General features: G+C 42.0%; 18 protein-coding genes and 1 rRNA gene. 8 read left to right on the top strand and 11 right to left on the bottom strand.

Annotated features, from left to right (window positions below; all coding sequences use genetic code 11):
- The first annotated feature begins 8 nt into the window (after nt 1–8).
- Nucleotides 9–120, top strand: a 5S ribosomal RNA gene (gene rrf, locus GKO22_RS15280).
- Between the two features lie 324 nt (nt 121–444).
- Here the strand turns inward: rrf and GKO22_RS15275 are convergent.
- Complete coding sequence (locus GKO22_RS15275; RefSeq protein WP_206367917.1) at nt 445–1,236, bottom strand: helix-turn-helix transcriptional regulator; 792 nt, start codon at nt 1,234–1,236, stop codon at nt 445–447.
- A gap of 591 nt (nt 1,237–1,827) precedes the next feature.
- On the opposite strand from GKO22_RS15275, the gene GKO22_RS15270 reads away from it, so the two are divergent.
- Complete coding sequence (locus GKO22_RS15270; RefSeq protein ID WP_240920330.1) at nt 1,828–4,221, top strand: TonB-dependent receptor; 2,394 nt, start codon at nt 1,828–1,830, stop codon at nt 4,219–4,221.
- 30 nt (nt 4,222–4,251) lie between these two features.
- Nucleotides 4,252–5,655: a hypothetical protein gene (locus GKO22_RS15265; RefSeq protein ID WP_166336539.1), complete on the top strand. Its 1,404-nt coding sequence runs from the start codon at nt 4,252–4,254 to the stop codon at nt 5,653–5,655.
- A 108-nt stretch (nt 5,656–5,763) separates the two neighbouring features.
- Here GKO22_RS15265 and GKO22_RS15260 read toward each other — a convergent pair whose 3' ends face one another.
- Nucleotides 5,764–6,114, bottom strand: a complete 351-nt coding sequence (locus GKO22_RS15260; RefSeq protein WP_166336537.1) for a phage holin family protein — start codon at nt 6,112–6,114, stop codon at nt 5,764–5,766.
- Between the two features lie 195 nt (nt 6,115–6,309).
- On the opposite strand from GKO22_RS15260, the gene GKO22_RS15255 reads away from it, so the two are divergent.
- Nucleotides 6,310–6,720: a DUF2147 domain-containing protein gene (locus GKO22_RS15255; protein WP_116776965.1), complete on the top strand. Its 411-nt coding sequence runs from the start codon at nt 6,310–6,312 to the stop codon at nt 6,718–6,720.
- Between the two features lie 145 nt (nt 6,721–6,865).
- A complete protein-coding gene (gene kbl, locus GKO22_RS15250) occupies nt 6,866–8,056 on the top strand; it encodes a glycine C-acetyltransferase (RefSeq protein WP_166336535.1) in 1,191 nt (396 codons plus the stop codon).
- A 99-nt stretch (nt 8,057–8,155) separates the two neighbouring features.
- Here the strand turns inward: kbl and GKO22_RS15245 are convergent, their stop codons facing one another.
- Nucleotides 8,156–8,815, bottom strand: coding sequence for an SGNH/GDSL hydrolase family protein (locus GKO22_RS15245; protein WP_166336534.1), 660 nt, complete (start codon nt 8,813–8,815; stop codon nt 8,156–8,158).
- Between the two features lie 113 nt (nt 8,816–8,928).
- On the opposite strand from GKO22_RS15245, the gene typA reads away from it, so the two are divergent.
- Entirely contained in the window at nt 8,929–10,734 is a 1,806-nt protein-coding gene (typA, locus tag GKO22_RS15240; protein WP_166336532.1) for a translational GTPase TypA, read from the top strand.
- A gap of 231 nt (nt 10,735–10,965) precedes the next feature.
- Here typA and GKO22_RS15235 read toward each other — a convergent pair whose 3' ends face one another.
- The 7 genes from GKO22_RS15235 to GKO22_RS15205 all read right to left on the bottom strand — a co-directional run bounded on the left by GKO22_RS15235 (nt 10,966) and on the right by GKO22_RS15205 (nt 17,842).
- Entirely contained in the window at nt 10,966–11,658 is a 693-nt protein-coding gene (locus GKO22_RS15235) for an OmpA family protein (RefSeq protein ID WP_166336530.1), read from the bottom strand.
- 104 nt (nt 11,659–11,762) lie between these two features.
- The gene (locus GKO22_RS15230) at nt 11,763–12,533 is read right to left on the bottom strand and encodes a carboxypeptidase-like regulatory domain-containing protein (protein ID WP_166336528.1); all 771 of its coding nucleotides are present in this window, start codon (nt 12,531–12,533) and stop codon (nt 11,763–11,765) included.
- Nucleotides 12,534–12,591: 58 nt separating this feature from the next.
- Nucleotides 12,592–12,990: a hypothetical protein gene (locus GKO22_RS15225; RefSeq protein ID WP_166336526.1), complete on the bottom strand. Its 399-nt coding sequence runs from the start codon at nt 12,988–12,990 to the stop codon at nt 12,592–12,594.
- A gap of 4 nt (nt 12,991–12,994) precedes the next feature.
- Nucleotides 12,995–14,401 (bottom strand): 23S rRNA (uracil(1939)-C(5))-methyltransferase RlmD, encoded by a 1,407-nt coding sequence (gene rlmD / locus GKO22_RS15220; RefSeq protein WP_166336524.1) that lies wholly within the window; start codon nt 14,399–14,401, stop codon nt 12,995–12,997.
- A 69-nt stretch (nt 14,402–14,470) separates the two neighbouring features.
- Nucleotides 14,471–14,953, bottom strand: a complete 483-nt coding sequence (locus GKO22_RS15215; protein WP_166336522.1) for a thioredoxin family protein — start codon at nt 14,951–14,953, stop codon at nt 14,471–14,473.
- Nucleotides 14,954–14,966: 13 nt separating this feature from the next.
- Complete coding sequence (locus GKO22_RS15210) at nt 14,967–17,327, bottom strand: TonB-dependent receptor (RefSeq protein ID WP_166336520.1); 2,361 nt, start codon at nt 17,325–17,327, stop codon at nt 14,967–14,969.
- A 155-nt stretch (nt 17,328–17,482) separates the two neighbouring features.
- Nucleotides 17,483–17,842 carry a hypothetical protein gene (locus GKO22_RS15205; protein WP_166336518.1) on the bottom strand — a complete coding sequence of 120 codons (360 nt, stop codon included), beginning with the start codon at nt 17,840–17,842 and terminating at the stop codon, nt 17,483–17,485.
- A gap of 164 nt (nt 17,843–18,006) precedes the next feature.
- Here GKO22_RS15205 and GKO22_RS15200 point away from each other — a divergent pair, with 164 nt between their 5' ends.
- A complete protein-coding gene (locus tag GKO22_RS15200; protein ID WP_166336516.1) occupies nt 18,007–18,543 on the top strand; it encodes an exonuclease domain-containing protein in 537 nt (178 codons plus the stop codon).
- 61 nt (nt 18,544–18,604) lie between these two features.
- Nucleotides 18,605–19,435, top strand: coding sequence for a UDP-2,3-diacylglucosamine diphosphatase (locus tag GKO22_RS15195; RefSeq protein WP_166336514.1), 831 nt, complete (start codon nt 18,605–18,607; stop codon nt 19,433–19,435).
- Here the strand turns inward: GKO22_RS15195 and GKO22_RS15190 are convergent.
- A complete protein-coding gene (locus GKO22_RS15190; protein WP_166336512.1) occupies nt 19,430–19,951 on the bottom strand; it encodes an NADPH-dependent FMN reductase in 522 nt (173 codons plus the stop codon). The genes GKO22_RS15195 and GKO22_RS15190 overlap by 6 nt on opposite strands.
- Between the last annotated feature and the right edge of the window lie 149 nt (nt 19,952–20,100).

Below are 20,100 nucleotides of genomic sequence, written 5' to 3'. Positions count from 1 at the left end.
CAAGATATTCAGGTGCCTATATCGGCGGTGTCCACCTCTTCCCATTCCGAACAGAGTAGTTAAGCCCGCCAGAGCCGATGGTATTGCCGTAACAGGTGGGAGAGTAGGTCGGTGCCTAATTTTATACTAAAGCCCTTGCAACAAAATTGCAAGGGCTTTTTTGTGTTATATACTTTTTTATCGCGCAAAGGCCTTCCGCTTTAGTAAGTACATCTAGCTGCGCGCTGTATTCTGGATAGCGCCTGTATAGCTTTACCAAGCTATTACCTGTAGTATAACCTTTGTAGGTAGCAATACCCGAATAAGGTGGATTCTCAATACACTAAAGGTGAATCAAAGGCCAAGTAATGGTGAAGCAGCCGTGAAGTAATGACCAACCAATGACCCAGCTGATTTTGAACTATTTGGCAGGGGAAGTATCAGAAAACCAATATAACCCCAATACTATTTGAGTTGGATCGGCTTAAAACCGTAGAATTTCTTGAAGGTCGTCGTAAAATGAGTAGCGTGTTTGTATCCCGTCATTCTGGAGACATCTACGATCAAATGCTTGCCCCCAGTCAACAAAGTTCTTGCATATTCCATTTTTACTTCCGTTGTATAGCCAGCAATGGTTTTTCCGTAATGGATCTTAAAATACTTTTTTAAGTATTGCTCATTTGTCCCTACAATTTTTGCTAATTCGGGAATGGTAATTTTTTTACTTAGATCTTCATGAATGATAGTTTTAGCCATTTTGACTTTGTCATAATGGCTTGAGAGGTGATGATTCTCTTCTCGATTCTGATCATTTACTTGATGATATAGGATCTCAAAGATCTGCGCATTAAATAGTAATCGATGCATCACTTTAGGTGAACGAATCGTACCAAAAAAATTATTGATGATATACTGAGTAGGAATAGTAGTTGTACTGGTAAGTCTATCCGTGGGTACTGAAGGCATCATCTGGGTCAGTCCTAATGCTGTTGCAGCATCGACGCACACAATCAGAATAAGAGCTAAGGCTTGATTATCATCCAAAATCTCCAAACAAGCATGGCTTTCTAAATACCGGGATTCGGTATGTCCTGATTCAATCTGGTATTTCTGTCCGTTTAGAATGTAAAAGTAGCTATCCGCATTTTTCGGGCAAGTAATGATAAGAAGTGCAGGTCTGCCCAACTGAATGAAAGAATCGGTTGATTGTTTCCAAGCTTGGCCTAGATGTAAGAATACTTTAGCATTAGAATGCATTTGCACATTTCGCATCACCGTACATTTATTTCTAACATGAACACCTGTATATCTAAATCGCTAATATTAATTTAGACTTTGTCTAAATATTTTGCAAATATAGCAAAGTCTTGTTATAGTATTACGCCAAATTACGTGAAATCAATATCTGGCATTTTTTGAACGTGTGAAGATGTTTTTGTAGAATTTCACGCACTATCTATATTATAGTGTTTTCTGGTATTTGAGAAATTGCTTACGTATCAAGGCATACTGGATTAGTCTCTGCAATAGCACCGTCTCTATTCGAGCGAAACTCCAACTATTTTGGTTAATAGTGATTCATATATATACCTGTCGCACTTTAGGACACAATTAATTAATTGGAGAGTGTCTTGTTTCCTAAAAAGTAAAATATTATACGTTTTTTTAATGAGTTGATTTGTATCTGATTACGAATTTTTTAAATTTCCATTCCCGTCATCTAAATTTCGTTTAGCGTCGAAATTAAGTCCTTCTAAAATGTATTTTTGTCTCGCCAAGTTTATTTAGACTTTGTCTAAATATGAAGTTATTTTTAATATGCTAAAGTACTTTTTTACAATTATTTCAATGTGTGCGCTTTTTAGCGTCAAAGCTCAAGAATTCAGTTCTCTAACAGGGCGACTTACCCAAAAGAATGGTCAAGCTGCCAGTCACATCACCATCAGTGTCGAAGGTACCCAATTGGGAGCTGTAACAGATCAGCAAGGTAGGTACGAAATTAAAAACGTTCCATATGGTCGCATTTATTTAGTCGTTACCGCGATAGACATCAACACACATCGCCAAGAAGTAAAAATTGATAGACCATCGAAGGTTGTAAACATGATCGTAACGGGCAAAGCAGAGACCAGTATTGAAGAAGTAGCGGTGGAACGCAAGACTGTAAAAAAAGATATGGAAACAAGTGGTTTTGCGGTAGCGGTTATCGAAACCAAAGAAGCTTCCTTAAGAAACCTAACGACCAACGAATTGCTTGACCGTGCAGTTGGTGTCAGAGTACGTCAAAACGGCGGTATCGGGTCTCAAATCGAATATAACCTTAATGGGATGTCAGGAAGTGCGGTGGGTATCTTTTTGGATGGTACACCTATTTCGACATTTGGTCAATCATTCAACCTAAATAATATACCACCTGCCATGATTGAGCGTATCGAGGTATACAAAGGTGTATTGCCATCGCATCTTACCGGCGATTACGTTGGGGGTGCTATTAATGTTATTATGCGTAAAGATGCATCTGCTAATAACATTACGGCAGCAGTATCTTACGGGTCATTCAATACATTTCAATCTGACGTAGCCGCTCTATATCGGAATCAAAAATCGGGTTTTACTACTCGGCTCTCTGGAGCTTATATCTATACAGACAACAGCTACGAGATGTGGGGCAAATTTGCCATGATGACCGACGCGCAGCAACGTCTTACACGTTATAATCGATTCAAGAGGTTCAATAACACCTACAAATCGATTTCTGGACGTTTTGAATTTGGCTTCACCGATGTGAAATGGGCGGATCAATTTTTCGTAGGATATAACATCTCCGATACCTATCAGGATATTCCACACGGAATTACTATGGCACAACCATATGTAGGGAGATTCAACGAATACCAAGCACATGTATTTAGCTTAAATTATATTAAAAGTAATTTCTTGTTGGATGGCTTAGCCTTAAACGTAAATGCAGTCTACAGCAAAAGAAGCACCTATTTGCAAGATACGGCCAGAACAATGTATAATTGGGATGGTAATCCGATGACGATTATACGTAATGGAGTGACTATTCCTTTGGTACGACCAGTTGGCCGAGGCCAACAGGGAGCTGCAGTCATTACCAATATTGATCGTGATATTATCAACTCACGCACCAATCTTTCGTATATGGTTGCGCAAGGACATCGTCTCTCCGTAAATCATAATCTGAACTCTACACGACGTCAAGATGAGGATTTGCTGAATCCGTCCGCTCCAATGAATTCGCAGAATCAACGAAATACGACGACCAATATTTTTGGATTCAACTACGAAGCACAAACGCTGAATAATAAATTAAAAACAAATGTATTGGCGAAGTACACCATCAACCAAAATCATTACGATAATGCTGGTACCACTACCACGCTTACCAATAGAAATCCCGGATATGGTCTTACAGCATCCTATAATGTGATCCCGAAATTATACGTGATCGCTTCTATGGAGAACAGCTTTATCTCACCTCGCGACGAACAAATTTTTGGTAGTCCAGAAACGAATATTGTCGAGAATCTAGAGTTAAAGCCAGAGCGTAATGTCAATTACAATGCAGGATTCCGTTACGAAGCCTTATCTGATGAAAAGAATAGACTGTCTTTATATGCGAGTGCATTTTGGCGCAATGGTTATGATAAGATTGCGGCAGAAGCGGTAGATTCTGTAATCGTAGGTCGAGAAAGCGATGCTAATATCCAAACTACAAGATTCATCAATATTGGCCGCACGCAATCGCGAGGATTTGAGGCGGAGGTGACTTATGTGTATGCTAATAAACTCAACTTATTAGTGAATTTGTCGCGATTCAACACTTTGATGAAAACGGAGTTTGACGAAAATGGAAATCCAAATCGTTTCTTCAACCGCCAGTTACCTAATGAGCCTTACTTTATGGTGAATGGGAGTGTTCAATATAGGCTTGACAACCTGATCCAGAAAAAGTCGACCGTCAATTTGTTCTACAATACGGGTTATGTAGCACCATTTACCACCGTATGGTTTGATTCAGAAGATTGGTTTCGGACGCCAACACAATTTTATCATGATTTGGGCGCGAGTTACCGCACTCCGACTGGAAAGCTTATCGTCAGCCTAGATGTCAAGAATATCACTAATGGAGAGGTCTACGACAACTTTGGCGTGCAGAAACCTGGCCGCGGCTACTATCTGAAGCTCAACTATATGCTAAACAACTTTACTAAATAAAATTAAACATTTAACTCATCTATATAAATCATGAACAAAACACTATTTAAAACAACCTTTTTTGGTGCGTTAATCGCATTGGGTACGATGGCATCATGTACTAAAAATGATGGACCTGGTGGTGAAAACCCCAATGCAGGATCTGGCCCAGATACAGAGGCAAGACAATTTATAACCTTGACAGCTGCTTTTCCAGATCCGGAAACAAACAGAGCCGGTGATGGTGGTACATTGGCACACGCACTTACCTTGGCAGAAGCAAGTGATGCTTCGAAAGAACTTAATATTTTTGCAAATGGAGTTGGATATGCACTACGTTCACAGCGCACAGCTCGCGTACAAGGTTCTGTTAATGGAAATTTCTTGTATAACATCCAATATACAGGGACAAATGGTGGTATATTTAACAAATACCGTGTCGCTGGAACAAACAAATTCGAAGATACGAATGAAGAACTAAATGTGGCTAGTATCTTAAGTGCATCACCACGATGGGTGAAAGCTGCTGAGGGTGTAGGCGTTGGTGTAAAGATTGAAGGAGCTTCAGCGCCGATTGACGCAGCTAAAGCTGCTGCTGGTACACAAACGTATGACTATGTGCGTGGTACCGTTGATGTAGCGATCATTGACTTAAATAATCCAAGTGTGCCAAACACGACTGAGTTTGTTTTCCCATTCACCGATGCAGAAAAAGCAGCAGGTTATACTGTAGGACGTGTTGACGTGCCTGTGATTAATGGGAATAAAGTATATATCGGATGTAATATAAGTAAAGTAGACCCATCTAAAGGGCCGCAGAGATCTGTGAGTGCTACTGGTGTCGTATCATGGGAATGGGCAGATGATGCATCGAATATCAAAGGTACGGTAACATTGGTATTGGACTACCCATCATTAGCAAATCCTAAATTGATCTGGTCAACACAAAGTAAATCTGCTAATCATAGCTACCGTACCATGACTCAGTACGTTGGTACAGATGGCAATGTATACCAAGCGACTGCTACTTCTGGTTCTCAGATTTTGCGTATTAACAAATCAACCAGTGATTATGATAATAGCTACAACTTTGATCTTAAAACAGCTTTAAACAAATCTAATAACCTAGCCATCAGAGCTTGGAGATATTTCGGCGAGGGCAAAGGGTTGGTGTTGTTTACCGAAACTGGTGTTGCGGGTGGATATCTGGCTTTAGTGGATCTGAATGCAAGAACTGCGACGCAATTGTCTACAGAAGTTTCTTCAGATGCTGGCCTGTCTTCTACTTTTGGTCAATTCCAAAACATTGGTGTAGATGGTGACTTGGCTTACGTGCCACTAACACCTAGTGGTAAAGATGGTAACCTATATATCATTAACTGGAAAACGAACAGCATTACCAAAGGTATTAGATTGAAAGGTCAAGCAGGAAGTTTCTTTATCGGAGCTTACTAGTCGCGTTTTACATTTATACCAAAAAATAAGACCTCCGCAAGGTCTTAATAAGAGAACAGCAGCAAGATTTCTTGCTGCTGTTCATTTTTATATGACTGTAAATGAGTCTTAGCGGCTTTTCGGTGCTACTAATGCACCCAAGATCATTTCCATTACAGCTACTGCGATGGCAAAAAAGAAAGCCGACCAAAAACCGTCTACTTGAAATTTGGTGCCCATAATGCTGCTGCTTAGCATAATCATCAATACCGTAATGATAAAAGAAACTAAGCCAAAGGTCAACCAGTTCAATGGAAAAGTGAATAATCGCAAGATCCCGCCAACAATCCCGTTCACCAAGCCAATGACCAAACCCGCCACGATAGCCCAGCCAAAACCGGCGACCGTTACGCCTGGAATAATATAGGATGCTCCCGCAATGATAAGCCCCGTAAGAAGAAGTGAAAGTATAAAATGCATAGTGTTATATAATTAAGTTGTGATTTAATAAATCCAAGACAAAACAAATGCCAATTTATATTTCTCGAAAGAACCTTAAGAGTCATTTTCTGTTCTAGTATTAGCAGTATTACACTAGATAACTCAAGATTGTATTATGCTTGCATAGTAAAAAATTCGTATATTTAAGCATAACAATTGTAAACAATAAAAGCTATGAAGAGAATTATTTTAGTTTTAAGCGCAGTAATGATCGCATTTTCACTATTTGCGCAGTCTTCTGATCCGATTGTGGGTAAGTGGGAAAATTCCAGTAAGGAAGGCCGAGTAGAAATTTTTAAACGCGGTGATAAGTATTTTGGCAAATTATACTGGATTAAAGATTCTTCAAAAAAAGATGAGAAGAACCCAGACAAAAGTCTTCGCGATCGTAAAATAGAAGGTCTGGAGATTTTGAAAAACTTCACCAAAAAAGGAAATACCTACGAAGGTGGCGAAATCTATGATCCCAAATCCGGTAAAACCTACAGCTGCAAGATGACTCCAAAAGGAGATAAGTTGGAAGTGCGCGGTTTCGTAGGCGTCAGTTTGTTGGGGCGTACAGAAGTATTCACCCGCATTAAATAAGAAATCTAACAGTATTACTTATACGTAGGACAGCAATAGCTGTCCTTTTTTGTTGTACTCGCAAAGCTTCATGGCGTAAGCCAAACGAGCCACGAAAATATTGTATCTTTGAATAGATACGCAACAAAAAAAGCATTTTAGATATATGTACCACAACTTGCAAGCCGCGCTACAAAAAGAGTTAGCGGAAATTCAGGAAGCCGGACTTTACAAAAAAGAACGCATCATTACCACGCCTCAGGGAGCAGATATTAAAATAAATACAGGACAGGAAGTTATCAACTTCTGTGCAAACAATTACTTAGGATTATCCTCGCATCCCGATGTGATCGCCGCTGCAAAAGCTGCGATTGATTCGCATGGATATGGTATGTCATCCGTGCGTTTTATCTGTGGTACGCAGGATACGCACAAGCAATTGGAAGATAAATTGTCGCAATTTCTCGGCACAGAGGATACGATCTTGTATGCTGCTGCTTTCGATGCTAATGGAGGTGTTTTTGAGCCATTGTTTGGTGCAGAAGATGCGATCATCTCCGACGAGCTCAACCATGCTTCGATTATAGATGGTGTTCGCTTGTGTAAAGCGCAGCGTTTCCGCTACAAAAATTGCGATATGCAAGATTTGGAAGCGCAACTGCAAGCTGCATCAGGGGCACGTCATCGTATCATCGTGACCGATGGTGCTTTCTCAATGGATGGATCGGTAGCGCCTTTAGATAAAATCTGTGATCTAGCTGATAAGTATGATGCGCTGGTCATGATAGACGAATCACACTGTTCGGGTTTTATTGGTAAAACAGGACGCGGCACACACGAATTATGTGATGTGATGGGGCGAATTGATATCATTACCGGTACACTTGGCAAAGCGTTAGGTGGCGCTTCTGGTGGATTTACCTCTGGTCGCAAAGAGATTATAGATATGTTGCGTCAGCGCTCTAGACCGTATCTTTTTTCTAACACATTAGCGCCAGCGATTGTAGGAGCTTCTATTGCCGTGTTAGATATGTTGAGCGAAACGACCACGCTGCGCGATAAACTAGAAGAAAACACGACTTATTTTAGAGAGCAAATGACTACCGCTGGATTCGATATCAAACCAGGCGTGCATCCTATTGTTCCGGTAATGTTATACGATGCGAAGTTAGCGCAAGAGTTTGCCGCCAAAATGCTGGAAGAAGGAATCTATGTCATTGGCTTCTACTATCCAGTCGTGCCTAAAGATAAAGCACGTATTCGCGTGCAGATATCGGCTGGCCATGACCGCGCACATCTAGACAAAGCCATTGCGGCATTTACCAAAGTCGGTAAAGAGCTGAAGGTAATATCTTAATCTTAAGATCAGTGATCCGTATAATAAAAGCAGAACACCCGAGCCAATTTGGTTCGGGTGTTCTGCTTTTATAAGCTTGGATTAAATCCTACTTACACATTATTTCAGTTGCTTCTGTAATGTGGCTTCCATGATTTCATAAGCCGCAGCGGTTGGGTGTACACCATCTTTCGCATGCTCTACCGACAATCCGTTTCGCTCATCCTTGAGTGCCGAATGATAATCCACATATGGAATACCCTTGCTTTCGGCATACGAGCGAATAAGTGTGTTCAATTGCACAATCTGATTGGCCACATCTTGAATCTCCTTCCGCCAGCCAAATTCGTAAGCAGGTAGCACCGAACACAGATACACTTTGATATGGTGATGCTGCGCCAGCTCTACCATCGATTGGATATTGCCCAAGATGTTTTCTTGTGAAATATAGCCTTGATTTTGCGCAATATCATTGGTGCCAGCCAGAATTACGACCGCTTTCGGCTGTAGATCGATTACATCTTTACGGAAACGAACCAGCATTTGCGCACTAGTCTGCCCACCAATTCCTCTGCCGATATAACTATTTTTACTGAAGAACTCTGGACGTTGATTTTTCCAACCTTCGGTAATGGAGTTTCCCATAAATACCACCTGTCCACTTTTTTCCTGCGCGTTGGCCGCTTCATATTTGCCAAAATTCGCCCAGTCGGTCTTATTTTGTGCCGACATATGGTGCGCCATAAAGAGGGTTGTTACTATTGTTAAAAGCCATTTCATATTAAGAAATCTTTATTATTCACGTATTCCAAATATATCATTTAAAATTTAGTGATTAGTTGTTTTTATTTTTATACTTTTGCACCTTAGAATTTTACACGACAAGCTGTAGCATGCAGAACATCAGAAACATAGCGATTATCGCTCACGTTGACCACGGTAAAACAACATTGGTTGACAAGATTCTTTATTTCACGAATCAATTCAGAGAAAATGAAAACGCAGGAGAACTTATCCTAGATAACAACGATTTGGAGCGTGAACGTGGTATCACTATCGTTTCCAAAAACGTATCTGTTACCTATAAGGATGTAAAAATTAATATCATTGATACACCTGGTCACGCCGATTTTGGTGGTGAGGTAGAGCGTGTCTTGAAAATGGCCGATGGGGTTGTTCTTTTGGTAGATGCCTTCGAAGGCCCGATGCCTCAAACGCGTTTCGTAACGGGTAAAGCTTTAGCTTTAGGTATTAAACCTATTGTTGTAGTCAACAAAGTCGACAAAGAAAACTGTCGTCCAGATGAAGTATACGAAAGTGTATTCGACTTGTTCTTCAACTTAGGCGCTACAGAAGATCAATTAGACTTCCCAGTGCTTTATGGTTCTTCTAAACAAGGTTGGATGTCTACCGATTGGAAACAACCAACAACGGACTTCACCGATTTATTAGAAGCCATCTTGGATCATATCCCTGCTCCAAAAGTATCAGAAGGTACCTTACAGATGCAAGTAACCTCTTTAGATTACTCTACATTCGTAGGTCGTATCGCGATCGGTCGTGTAGCTCGTGGCACTATCAAAGAAAACCAACCGGTTTCTTTGGTAAAACGCGATGGCAAGATTGTAAAATCTCGTGTCAAAGAACTTCAAGTTTTTGAAGGACTTGGTCGTATTAAAGTTTCTGAAGTACATGCTGGTGATATCTGTGCTGTAGTAGGTATTGAAGGATTTGATATTGGTGATACGATCGCCGATTTCGAAAATCCAGAGCAATTAGAAGTAATGAGCATTGATGAACCGACGATGAACATGTTGTTCACCATCAACAACTCACCATTCTTCGGTAAAGAGGGTAAATTAGTAACCTCACGTAATATCTACGATCGTTTGCAAAAAGAATTGGAGAAAAACTTGGCGCTACGCGTAGTACCAACCGAATCTCCAGATGCTTGGTTAGTATATGGTCGCGGTATCCTCCATTTATCCGTATTGATCGAGACCATGCGTCGCGAAGGATATGAATTGCAAGTAGGACAGCCACAAGTAATCGTAAAAGAAATTGATGGCGTAAAATGTGAGCCAATTGAAGAATTGGTAGTAGACGTGCCTGCAGAAGTTTCTGGTAAAGTAATCGAGCTGGTTACACAGCGTAAAGGTGAGCTGTTGATTATGGAAGCTAAAGGTGATATGCAACATTTGGAATTCTCTATTCCTTCTCGCGGAATCATCGGTTTGCGTAACAACGTGTTGACCGCTACGGCTGGTGAAGCCGTTATGGCGCACCGTTTGAAAGGTTACGAGCCTTGGAAAGGTACTATTCCTAAGCGTATGGCAGGAGTGTTGATCTCTTTGGATACAGGTTCTACAACAGCATATTCTATCGATAAATTGCAAGATCGTGGCCGTTTCTTCGTAGATCCAGGAGTGGATATTTACGAAGGTCAAATCTTAGGGGAGCACATCCGTGATAATGATTTAACGATCAACGTAACCAAAGGTAAACAGTTGACCAACATGCGTGCATCTGGATCAGATGACAATACGCGTATTGCGCCAGCCATCAAATTCTCTTTGGAAGAATGTATGGAATATATCCAAGCAGATGAATACATTGAAGTAACGCCTCAGAGCATGCGTCTTCGTAAGATTTATTTGACGGAGAACGAGCGTAAAGTAAATGCTAAGAAGTTCCAATAAGCACAATCTGCTGTAAATCAGAGAAAGCTCCTAGTATTATTACTAGGAGCTTTTTTTATTAACAATTATCGTGTTCTGCTGAAGAATTTCATTCACCCACCCAATGATTTTGAATGGCAAGGCATATTTGCTCTTTTCGCGACTGGTAGATTTTAACTAAGCATAAATCAACAACAAAAAAAGCTTCGAGATATAATATCTCGAAGCTTCTTCATTACCTATATACTACTTTTAGTTAGTTCCAGCTTCGCGTTTCGCGTCTTGTTGCATTTTCTCACTCGCTACGATAACGATCTCTACACGGCGATTTTCAGCGCGTCCGGCATCGGTATCATTGGTAGCGATAGGCTCTGAGAAGTTTTTACCTTCTGTTTTCACTCTACCACCTGTCAATCCTTGTGATACTGCAAAATCGCGAACCGACTTTGCACGACCTTCAGACACTTTCTGATTCGCACTTACAGAACCAACATTATCCGTATGTCCGATAACCAAGATTTCCGTATCAGGCTCTTTGTTCAGTGTCTCTACCAATTTGGCAATATTTGTTTTAGCGTCACCTTTTAGCTGTGTACTGTTGAAGTCGAAAAGAATACCGCTATCAAATTTCACGATAATACCTTCTTCCGCTTTGATCACTTCCGCACCCGCTACCGCGTTTTCAATTTCTTTCGCCTGATTATCCATCTTACGACCGATCAATCCACCAGCAGCTCCACCAATCACTGCACCAGCGATTGCGCCCACGGCAGTGTTACCTGCTTTTCCTCCGATCACTGCGCCTAATACACCGCCAGCTGTCGTGCCAATGGCAGCACCTTTAGTGGTGTTACTTGCATTTTGTATGGTAGAACAGCTAGCAAACAGCATAGCAGATGTCGCTAGCGACAAACCATAAATGGATATTTTTTTGTTAATTGTCATAAGTTAAAAGATAAATGAATGCTTCTTTACAATATATAAACAAAGCAAATGCCAAAATAAAGCTATGGTGTGCAAAATAAATTTTGTTGTAGCCAATTAGTGGCTTACTTCTCTTGTGGCGGGATTTCCAACTTAGGCAATTTTTGAGATTTCGGGCGACCATTGGCGTCCCATGCATCAAAAGATTTATTGATATAGACCATCAAATCGTATCTGCCCCATTTCTCTGCGGTCGATAACGATGGACGATACCAATCCATAAACGATTGCAATTCTTCTCCTTCCAAGCCGGTTAACTCTGTCACGATCGTTTTGTTGAAAATACGATCGATCTTTGTCTCCTCTAGCTCTTGATCCATAAACTCCTGAAAGCGCCTAGCATTTTTGGGTTCTTTGCCAAAAAGATTGTACAACGCTGTCGCGGGACTAGCCAGATAGGTACCCACGGAGTTTTGTCCGCCGCGGTAAACGCCTTTGCGTTCATAATCTTTCATGATACCACGCATCTCGGCTTCGCGTGTACCACGCGAAACGACTACCGTTTCGATCTGTAAACCAGATTGCATCTCCAAAATAATATCCTCAATGCGGTTTATCTGTGTTTTTATCGTGCCGTAACCAACTTTCTCTATCGATAAGCTATCACCTAGAGCGACAGGCAACGTGAAGATGCCCTGCATGGATGTCCGAACTTTCTGTTGCGAATTTAGGTTGGTCACATTCGCATCAGCAATGCGCGTATTATTTGTGCCCCGCTCTAATACCATACCCGATATATTCTTACGTTCGTCACCAACAGTTTGGGCAGACGTGCGTAAACTCACTGCGAAAAGCGTGCAAGAGGCGAGAAGGATATATAGTAGTAATCGGGTCATGTAATAATCTAAATTAACCAAAGATCGCTATTCAGGATGTTAAATAACGCTAAACCTTTTATTTGAATGGGTAAAACACAAAATTAGCACCCTCTGGAACGACTACGAATAGGCACATGAACTGATCGGCAGGTTTAAACTGCTTGACGAAATAGTCTTTGCGATCTTCTTTAATAATACCATTCTCCACAAACTCCTCTAATGTACTTACATTGATCGTCCACGATGTGTTCAATTCACCTTTATCTAAGATCACCTCACCAATTTTCACACTATGTTGGTGCGCAACGAAGATAGGATGGGCAGAATATTCTGCGGCGATCAGGTCGGCCGATACCTCTTTGATTGCATCGCTATAGAAATCTAGATCTATTTTAAGACTTTCTAACGGGCTGTTGCCCTTTCCTTTTTCAGCGCCGTTACCCGAGGGCTCTGCTAACAATTCTTCTATATTCATTTTCCTACTTTCTGGTCAAAAGAACTACGTTCTCTACGTGTTGCGTGTGCGGAAACATATCCACCGGTTTGATGCGATCTACCTGATATTTTCCAGACAATAACTCAATATCCCGAGCCTGTGTTGCCGCATTACAGCTTACATACACGATTTTTGGTGCTTCCACGTCCAACAAACATTTAATCACATCGGCGTGCATCCCTGCTCTTGGTGGATCGGTGATGATGATATCGGGCTTACCATGTGCGGTGACAAATGGGATAGTCAATACATCTTTCATATCACCGGCATAGAACTTCGTATTGCTGATGTCGTTGAGCTCAGAGTTGATCTTCGCATCCTCAATAGCAGAAGGTACATATTCTATGCCAATCACCTGTTTGGCATTGCGTGCCACAAAGTTGGCAATGGTGCCAGCACCCGTGTACAAATCATACACCGTCTCTTCGCCAGTAAGCCCGGCAAAATCACGTGTAATCTTATATAGTTCGTAAGCTTGAGCAGAATTCGTTTGGTAGAATGATTTTGGGCCTACTTTAAACTTCAAACCTTCCATTTCCTCGTAGATGAAATCACGGCCACGATACAACATAATATCTTGGTCAAAGATCGTATCGTTGCCTTTTTGGTTTACGATATACAATAGCGAAGCTAAAGTGGGGAATTTGACCGATATGAACTCCATTAACTGATCGATCTGCTCTTGCGTGGGATACGCAAATACCACAATCACCATTACCTCACCTGTAGAAGCGGTGCGGATAATGACATTGCGGAGCGCGCCCTGATGTGCGCGTAAATCGTAAAACGAGATTCCGTGATCGGCAGCGTAAGCGCGAATGCTATTTCGGATATCGTTAGATGGATCAGCCTGCAAATAGCAGTGATCTATATCCAAGATTTTATCGAAACGACCGGGTACGTGAAAGCCCAAAGCGTTCATATCCTGATCTTCTGTCTGCTCATCTTTGTTGGTCAGCCAGCGCTTATTGGAAAAAGTATATTCCAATTTGTTGCGGTAATACGAAGTTTCCTGTGATCCCAATATCGTCTCCATCGCGGAAGTATCGACTTTGCCAATACGTGTCAATACATTGTTCACATATTTCTCTTTGAAGTGCAATTGCGCTTCGTAGTTCATGTGTTGCCATTTGCAACCGCCGCATACGCCAAAGTGCTTGCAAAAAGGCTCTACCCGATGTGGAGACGGTGTCTTCACGGCAGTCACTTTCCCTTCTACCAAATTCTTTTTCTTGCGAAGCAGCTCTACGTCAACTATATCTCCCGGTATTGCCTTCTCGATGAACATTACCAGTTCGTCTTGTTTTGCGACGCCTCTTCCTTCTTCGGCGATGTCAATTATCTCTATATCAGAGACAAATTTCTTGTCCTGAGGTATTCTCTTTCCCATTTGGGCACAAAAATACGCTTTTAATTTTATATGTGCAGGTGGCGAATGGACTCCGAAGGAGATATGCTTTTACGGTTGTATCAGTTCGAGTAGTTTTTTACTGTGTAGGTATTCAAATTGTCGTTGCGTTACGAAGAATTTTTCATCTAAGATGAGCGTAGTTGGTAATACCAATTGTCCGTTTCTAGCGCCCAAGAGCATAGGCAGATCGTGGTATCTGCCTCTTCTTTTCTTGGGTGATTTGTTGGTGAATAATTGACCATCGAAGCGAATGCTATCCACTGTTTCTACATCGAGCTGTACCGCATAATAATGGGCATTGATCTCCGCAATGACAGCGGGATTCGTAAATACCTCACGCTCCATCTTTTTGCAATACGTACACCAGTCAGCATGAAAGAAGATCAAGGTCTTTTTGGGCTTAGTAGCCAAGGAGTCTGACAGTGCCTCAAAAGACAGCCAATTGATATTCAACCCTTCCTGCGCCATCGTGTACGACGCAGGGAAGATTGAACAAAATAGTAGGAAGATCCAACAAAAGAATCGTACCATCTTTTTTTATTGCTTAATGCGTGAAATTGCCAATCTTCACCCCGAAAAAGTAAGTGCGTGGTCTGGCAGGTCCGTAAATGTAATCCGAATCGCGGCGAGCACCTTTATCAAAGTCATTTTGGTAGCTATTAAAGATGTTTTGTACTCCCGCGCTTAACTCCAGGGAGAAACTCGATTTGATATGAATCATGCGCGACAAGCGTACATTCATCTCTAAAAACTCGCGAGATTGTACCAAGTCCATAAATCCAGATTCGCGAACCACATGCGGCACGATCATCGATCCAGTATACACACCCGTAATATCTATGCCAAAATCTTCTACAACGCGCCAGTTGGTATTGAAGTAACCATAGCTGTTGGGTGTACGCACTAGATTGCGTGTGAACACGGCGGGATCGCCATCCGCCACATCTTCACCTTCAAATAATTCCTGCTCTTCGCGGTAGCGATTCGTTTGGATCGTTCCTCCGAATTGAAACGTCAATCGATCGGATGGCGCAAGCCCTATTTCAATATTGCCACCAGTGACATACAGACCTTCGCCGTTCACCATTTGTTCGAGACGCAAGTTGTCGCCGATCACACCTTGCGATACATAGGTGAATGGATTCCTGATGTCGGTGTAGAAACCTTCTAACAAAATGTTGGCTTGAGTAGATCCGATCGCTTTCGTGAAGTTGATAGATGCTGTGTACGAGTTCGAAAATTCGGTTTTCAGGTCTTCGCCCAACAAGATAAATTGCTGATCACCACCAACTGAAGATACGTGCATATCTTCATCAAAAGCCTGCGGAGCTCTGAAACCACGGGCATAACCACCGCGAAGTTGAAAAACTTCGTTGATATCATACAACAAAGTCACACGCGGACTAAATGCCGACACGGAAGCATCAGAAGCACGGGAAATATCTCCTAAGAAGTATGTTCCAGAGACGTTGACATGGTCAAATCGTCCGCCCAGCAAAGCCTTGAACCGATCGGTTGGTTTCCATTCGTATTGTGCATAGATCCCGGTGCTGTTTACATGTTGCTCAATCGCTCTGCTGTATCCCGGGATTTCGTCGTCTACATTGCTATGATTGTATTCGATACCGGTGGTGAATACGTCTTCATTTTTTAAAGTATGCGCCAATTGTCCACCACCAACAAAGGCAAAATCTTTGGTCGTGCCATATGCATTTGCTGCCAATAAACTATCAGTAGCCGTGCGTTCGCCACCCAATCCGCCGTAGTAGCTATCGCGAATGGTGCGCTGCGCAGATCCATAAACGCTGAATTTGGTGCGCTGATCTTTCGTGTATTGATCGAATGTCAATCCGCCCATGATCGTATTATGATTCAATTGTTCGGTAATATCCGTGAAATGTGGCGCTATATTTAATCGATCACCACCACGACGAAATTCTTTGATGGCACTAAAATCCATGGTCAGCTTATTCAGTTCCGAAAACTTATAAAATGCTTTCGTGCCGAATGCAGTGCTTTCCAATTTCGTGATTTCCGAGAATCCGTCGCCGTCTGCATCATATGCTTCCCGGCTTCTTTTGGCACCGTAGAATGTTGCGCCATGCGAAAGATCTTCGCTTACCACCGAAGAGTTGAAGCTAAAATTATTGTCCAAGCTCTTGCCGCCGATAAGGCTGGTATTGTTATTTATTTCCCAAGAATTGACAATAGGATCTTTGGTAATCACATTGATGGTTCCAGCAATGGCATTAGAGCCATACAGTGCCGATCCGCCGCCGCGAACGACTTCGATGCGCTCTACCATACTGGTCGGGATCTGATCCAAACCATATACACCATTCAGGGCACTGAAAATCGGACGACTATTCATCAATATTTGAGAATAACTGCCATCCAAGCCATTCATTCGCACCTGCGTAAAGCCACAATTTTGGCAATTCACCTCCAAGCGTACACCTGGTTGATAGTTCAACGTTTCGGACATGGCCACACTTTGCGTGGCATTCATCAGTTTCGAGCCAATCACATTCACAATGACGGGCGATTGTTTCCGATTTACATCGTATCGCGTGGCGCTGACCACCACTTCGTTGAGATTTAGCCGATCCGCTTCGAGTGCGATCTGAAGTGCTGGCGTATTGCTCGCAAGTACCGATACCGCTTGGCGAAAGGGTACATAGCCAATGGCATCAACTAGGATGCGACGATTTCCTGTCGGAACATTTGCCAACGTAAAATGTCCGTCTTCATCTGTTGTGGTTGCTAATGTTGTGCCTTCTATACGAACGGTTGCGGTGGTTGCGCCTCCTTTTGTGCTCACCGTACCTGTTATAGTACTTGTTGTCTGCGCATATATGGTAAAGGATAGTAAAGTCAATAAGAAGGTGTAGAAATATTTTTCCATCTATAGATAGGTTGCTTTTTGAATAAGAATAAAAAGTGTCAGCTATGCGCTAACGCATAGTCGTTGTTGCGTGCAGAATGTAAACACAGGTAGATCAGGTACACACTGTTTGTGCGCACCAAGTGCTCCGTTCTGAGAATTGTTAAAAAGATAGATTAGGAAAAAATGGGCGGCCCACGAAGGCTGGGCGCGTCATGATATCGGTAGCGCACGATCTCCTCATTACGTATCGGCGCTTGATAAGAGCGATAAGCGATGGCGAGTACTTCGATGGCGTTAGAGAATGGTTCCATCTGCACAATTCCTTGGTGAGCCAAGAAATCATAAAACACCATCTCGTCATCATCGTGCTCGTGCGTAGCTACATCACCGCGTTCGTCGAGAGCGAAAGGGTGCACGTGCATTACCAAGTGGCCGTGCGACACGTGGCTGTGCATAAATAGCGCATTGCTCGTCAGAATGGCACTTAAAAGTGCCAATTGGAAATAGGCGAGTAATGAACGATTTATTTTCATGAGTAGCATGCTGCACTAGAGTGCATTTTCGGCGCTAAGATAATAAATAATACAGTAAGAGAGATTTTAATAATAGCGGAAAAAGAAAAAGAGGCCTCTGTTAGCTAGCCTAAAATCCCGTGTTTCGTATAAAAAGGCCTATCTTTGCAGCAGAACAATTTCATATGTTAAGTTTTACAGCAATCGATTTCGAATTGGCTACGGCAGATTACAATAGCATTTGTGCGGTAGGCGTAGTGCGAGTCGATGATGGCGTGATTTCCGAAGAGTTTTTTAGCTTGGTGAAACCACCAAATAATAAATACATGTGGCAAACTACCCGTGTGCACGGTATTAAGCCCAAAGACACCGCCGAAGCGCCTACTTTCGAAGAGTTGTACAAAGATTTGGCTCCGCTACTGCAAGGCCGTGAAATGGTCGCACACAACGAAAAATTTGATCGCTCGGTCTTAAAGCAAACAATGAAACATTATGGATTGCGCTACGAAGAACTGGATATTAGTGATCAATGGTTGTGTACCAGCGTGCTATACCAATCGTTGGGATTTGCACGCACCAAATTAAATGTATGCTGCAAGATTATGGATATTCCATTAAAACATCATGATCCACTGTCGGATGCGCGCGCTACGGCCATGCTCTACCTCCAGCGTGATGACGCGCCCGAAAAATGGGAGCGCAGTCTCATTGATTCTTTATAAAAGCTTAACTCTTTGAAAATGATGGCTTAATAGTGTAGTTGTTACTTTGTAAAAACACTACATGAGAAGAGCCGTAGATATTGCCGTCATATCCGATATTCACTTAGGTACGCATGGTTGTAGAGCAGACGAACTGCTTCAATACCTGCACTCGATTAAGCCCAATTATCTGGTTCTCAACGGAGATATCATTGATATCTGGCAATTTAAGAAGAGTTATTTTCCCGAATCACATTTCCGAGTATTAAAATGTTTGCTAGATATGGCCTATTCAGGCTGCCAGGTGGTGTACATTACCGGTAATCATGATGAGATGCTCCGTAAATTTGGACCAATGCACTTTGGTAAAATTCAGTTTGCCAACAAGTTGCTGCTGGATATAAACGGCGAAAAAACCTGGATCTTTCATGGTGATGTGTTTGATGCTTCCATTCAACACTCCAAATGGATCGCAAAGTTAGGTGGTTGGGGTTATGATCGTTTGATTCAACTCAATACCTTGATCAATGCCGTTTTAGTCCGAATGGGGCGCGAGAAATATTCGCTTTCCAAACGCATTAAGAACTCCGTAAAGAAAGCGGTCAAATTTATCTCCGATTTTGAGAAAACAGCCTCTGAGCTGGCTATCGAAAATCAGTATGACTACGTGATTTGCGGACATATTCACCACCCAACCATTCAGCGTGTAGAAACTAAAAAAGGCTCCTGTGTATACATGAATTCAGGCGACTGGATTGAGAATTTATCGGCGCTCGAATACAAAAACAATGCTTGGAGCATCTTCTTATACGAAGAAAATAGTCATCTTCTCAATCAGCAAGTATTTGATGAATACAAATTCAAGCATTCGATCGAAGACCTGCTCACCAGTATTATTAAAGGAGATTTATAGGCGTTCGATATCGGCCAATTGTTCTTGAACGTACTTTTCTGTTAGCGGATCAGAGAAATTACCTTGTTCATTGAGTTCATTTTGTATGTGCGCAATGTGGATTTTTAGCGGCATCACATGCATGCGCATGTAATGACATACACCGGTGAAGTGATCCACGCCACGCACATTGCCATACTTTCCTGTAGATATGCCAACAAGAGCCGCTTTTTTATGATGAAAAGAGGCGGGGTAAGCGCAAGCATCCATAAAAACTTTCAGAATGCCGGGATAGCTACCATTGTACTCTGGCACGATAAATATAAAACGCTTTGCCTCAGAGACAGTTTTCTGAATGGGGGCAAATGCATCACTGCGCCGTCCATACAAATCAGATACGATGAGATCGTTGGGCAGGCTGTCTAACGATAGAATATCCCACTGCTGTCCCTTTTTGCTTAATTCCTGCTGATAGTATTGTGCTACACGGGATGAATTATTCTTTGGACGATTCGTTCCCACGATGATTAAATCCATATGTATGTCTGGTCTTATTGCTGGCAAAATGCATGAATCAAATGTCGGACTACAGCTAATTTTTTGCTAACTTAGCGTCCTGAGATTTGAAGCTTTCGCGGCTCTTAAAAGTAGCAAATTTAACATGTTTTAAGTAGGATCAAAATCTT

This window comes from Sphingobacterium chungjuense, assembly GCF_011316935.1.
GTDB lineage: Bacteria > Bacteroidota > Bacteroidia > Sphingobacteriales > Sphingobacteriaceae > Sphingobacterium > Sphingobacterium chungjuense.
This window is presented reverse-complemented; position numbering and strand designations above follow the sequence as displayed.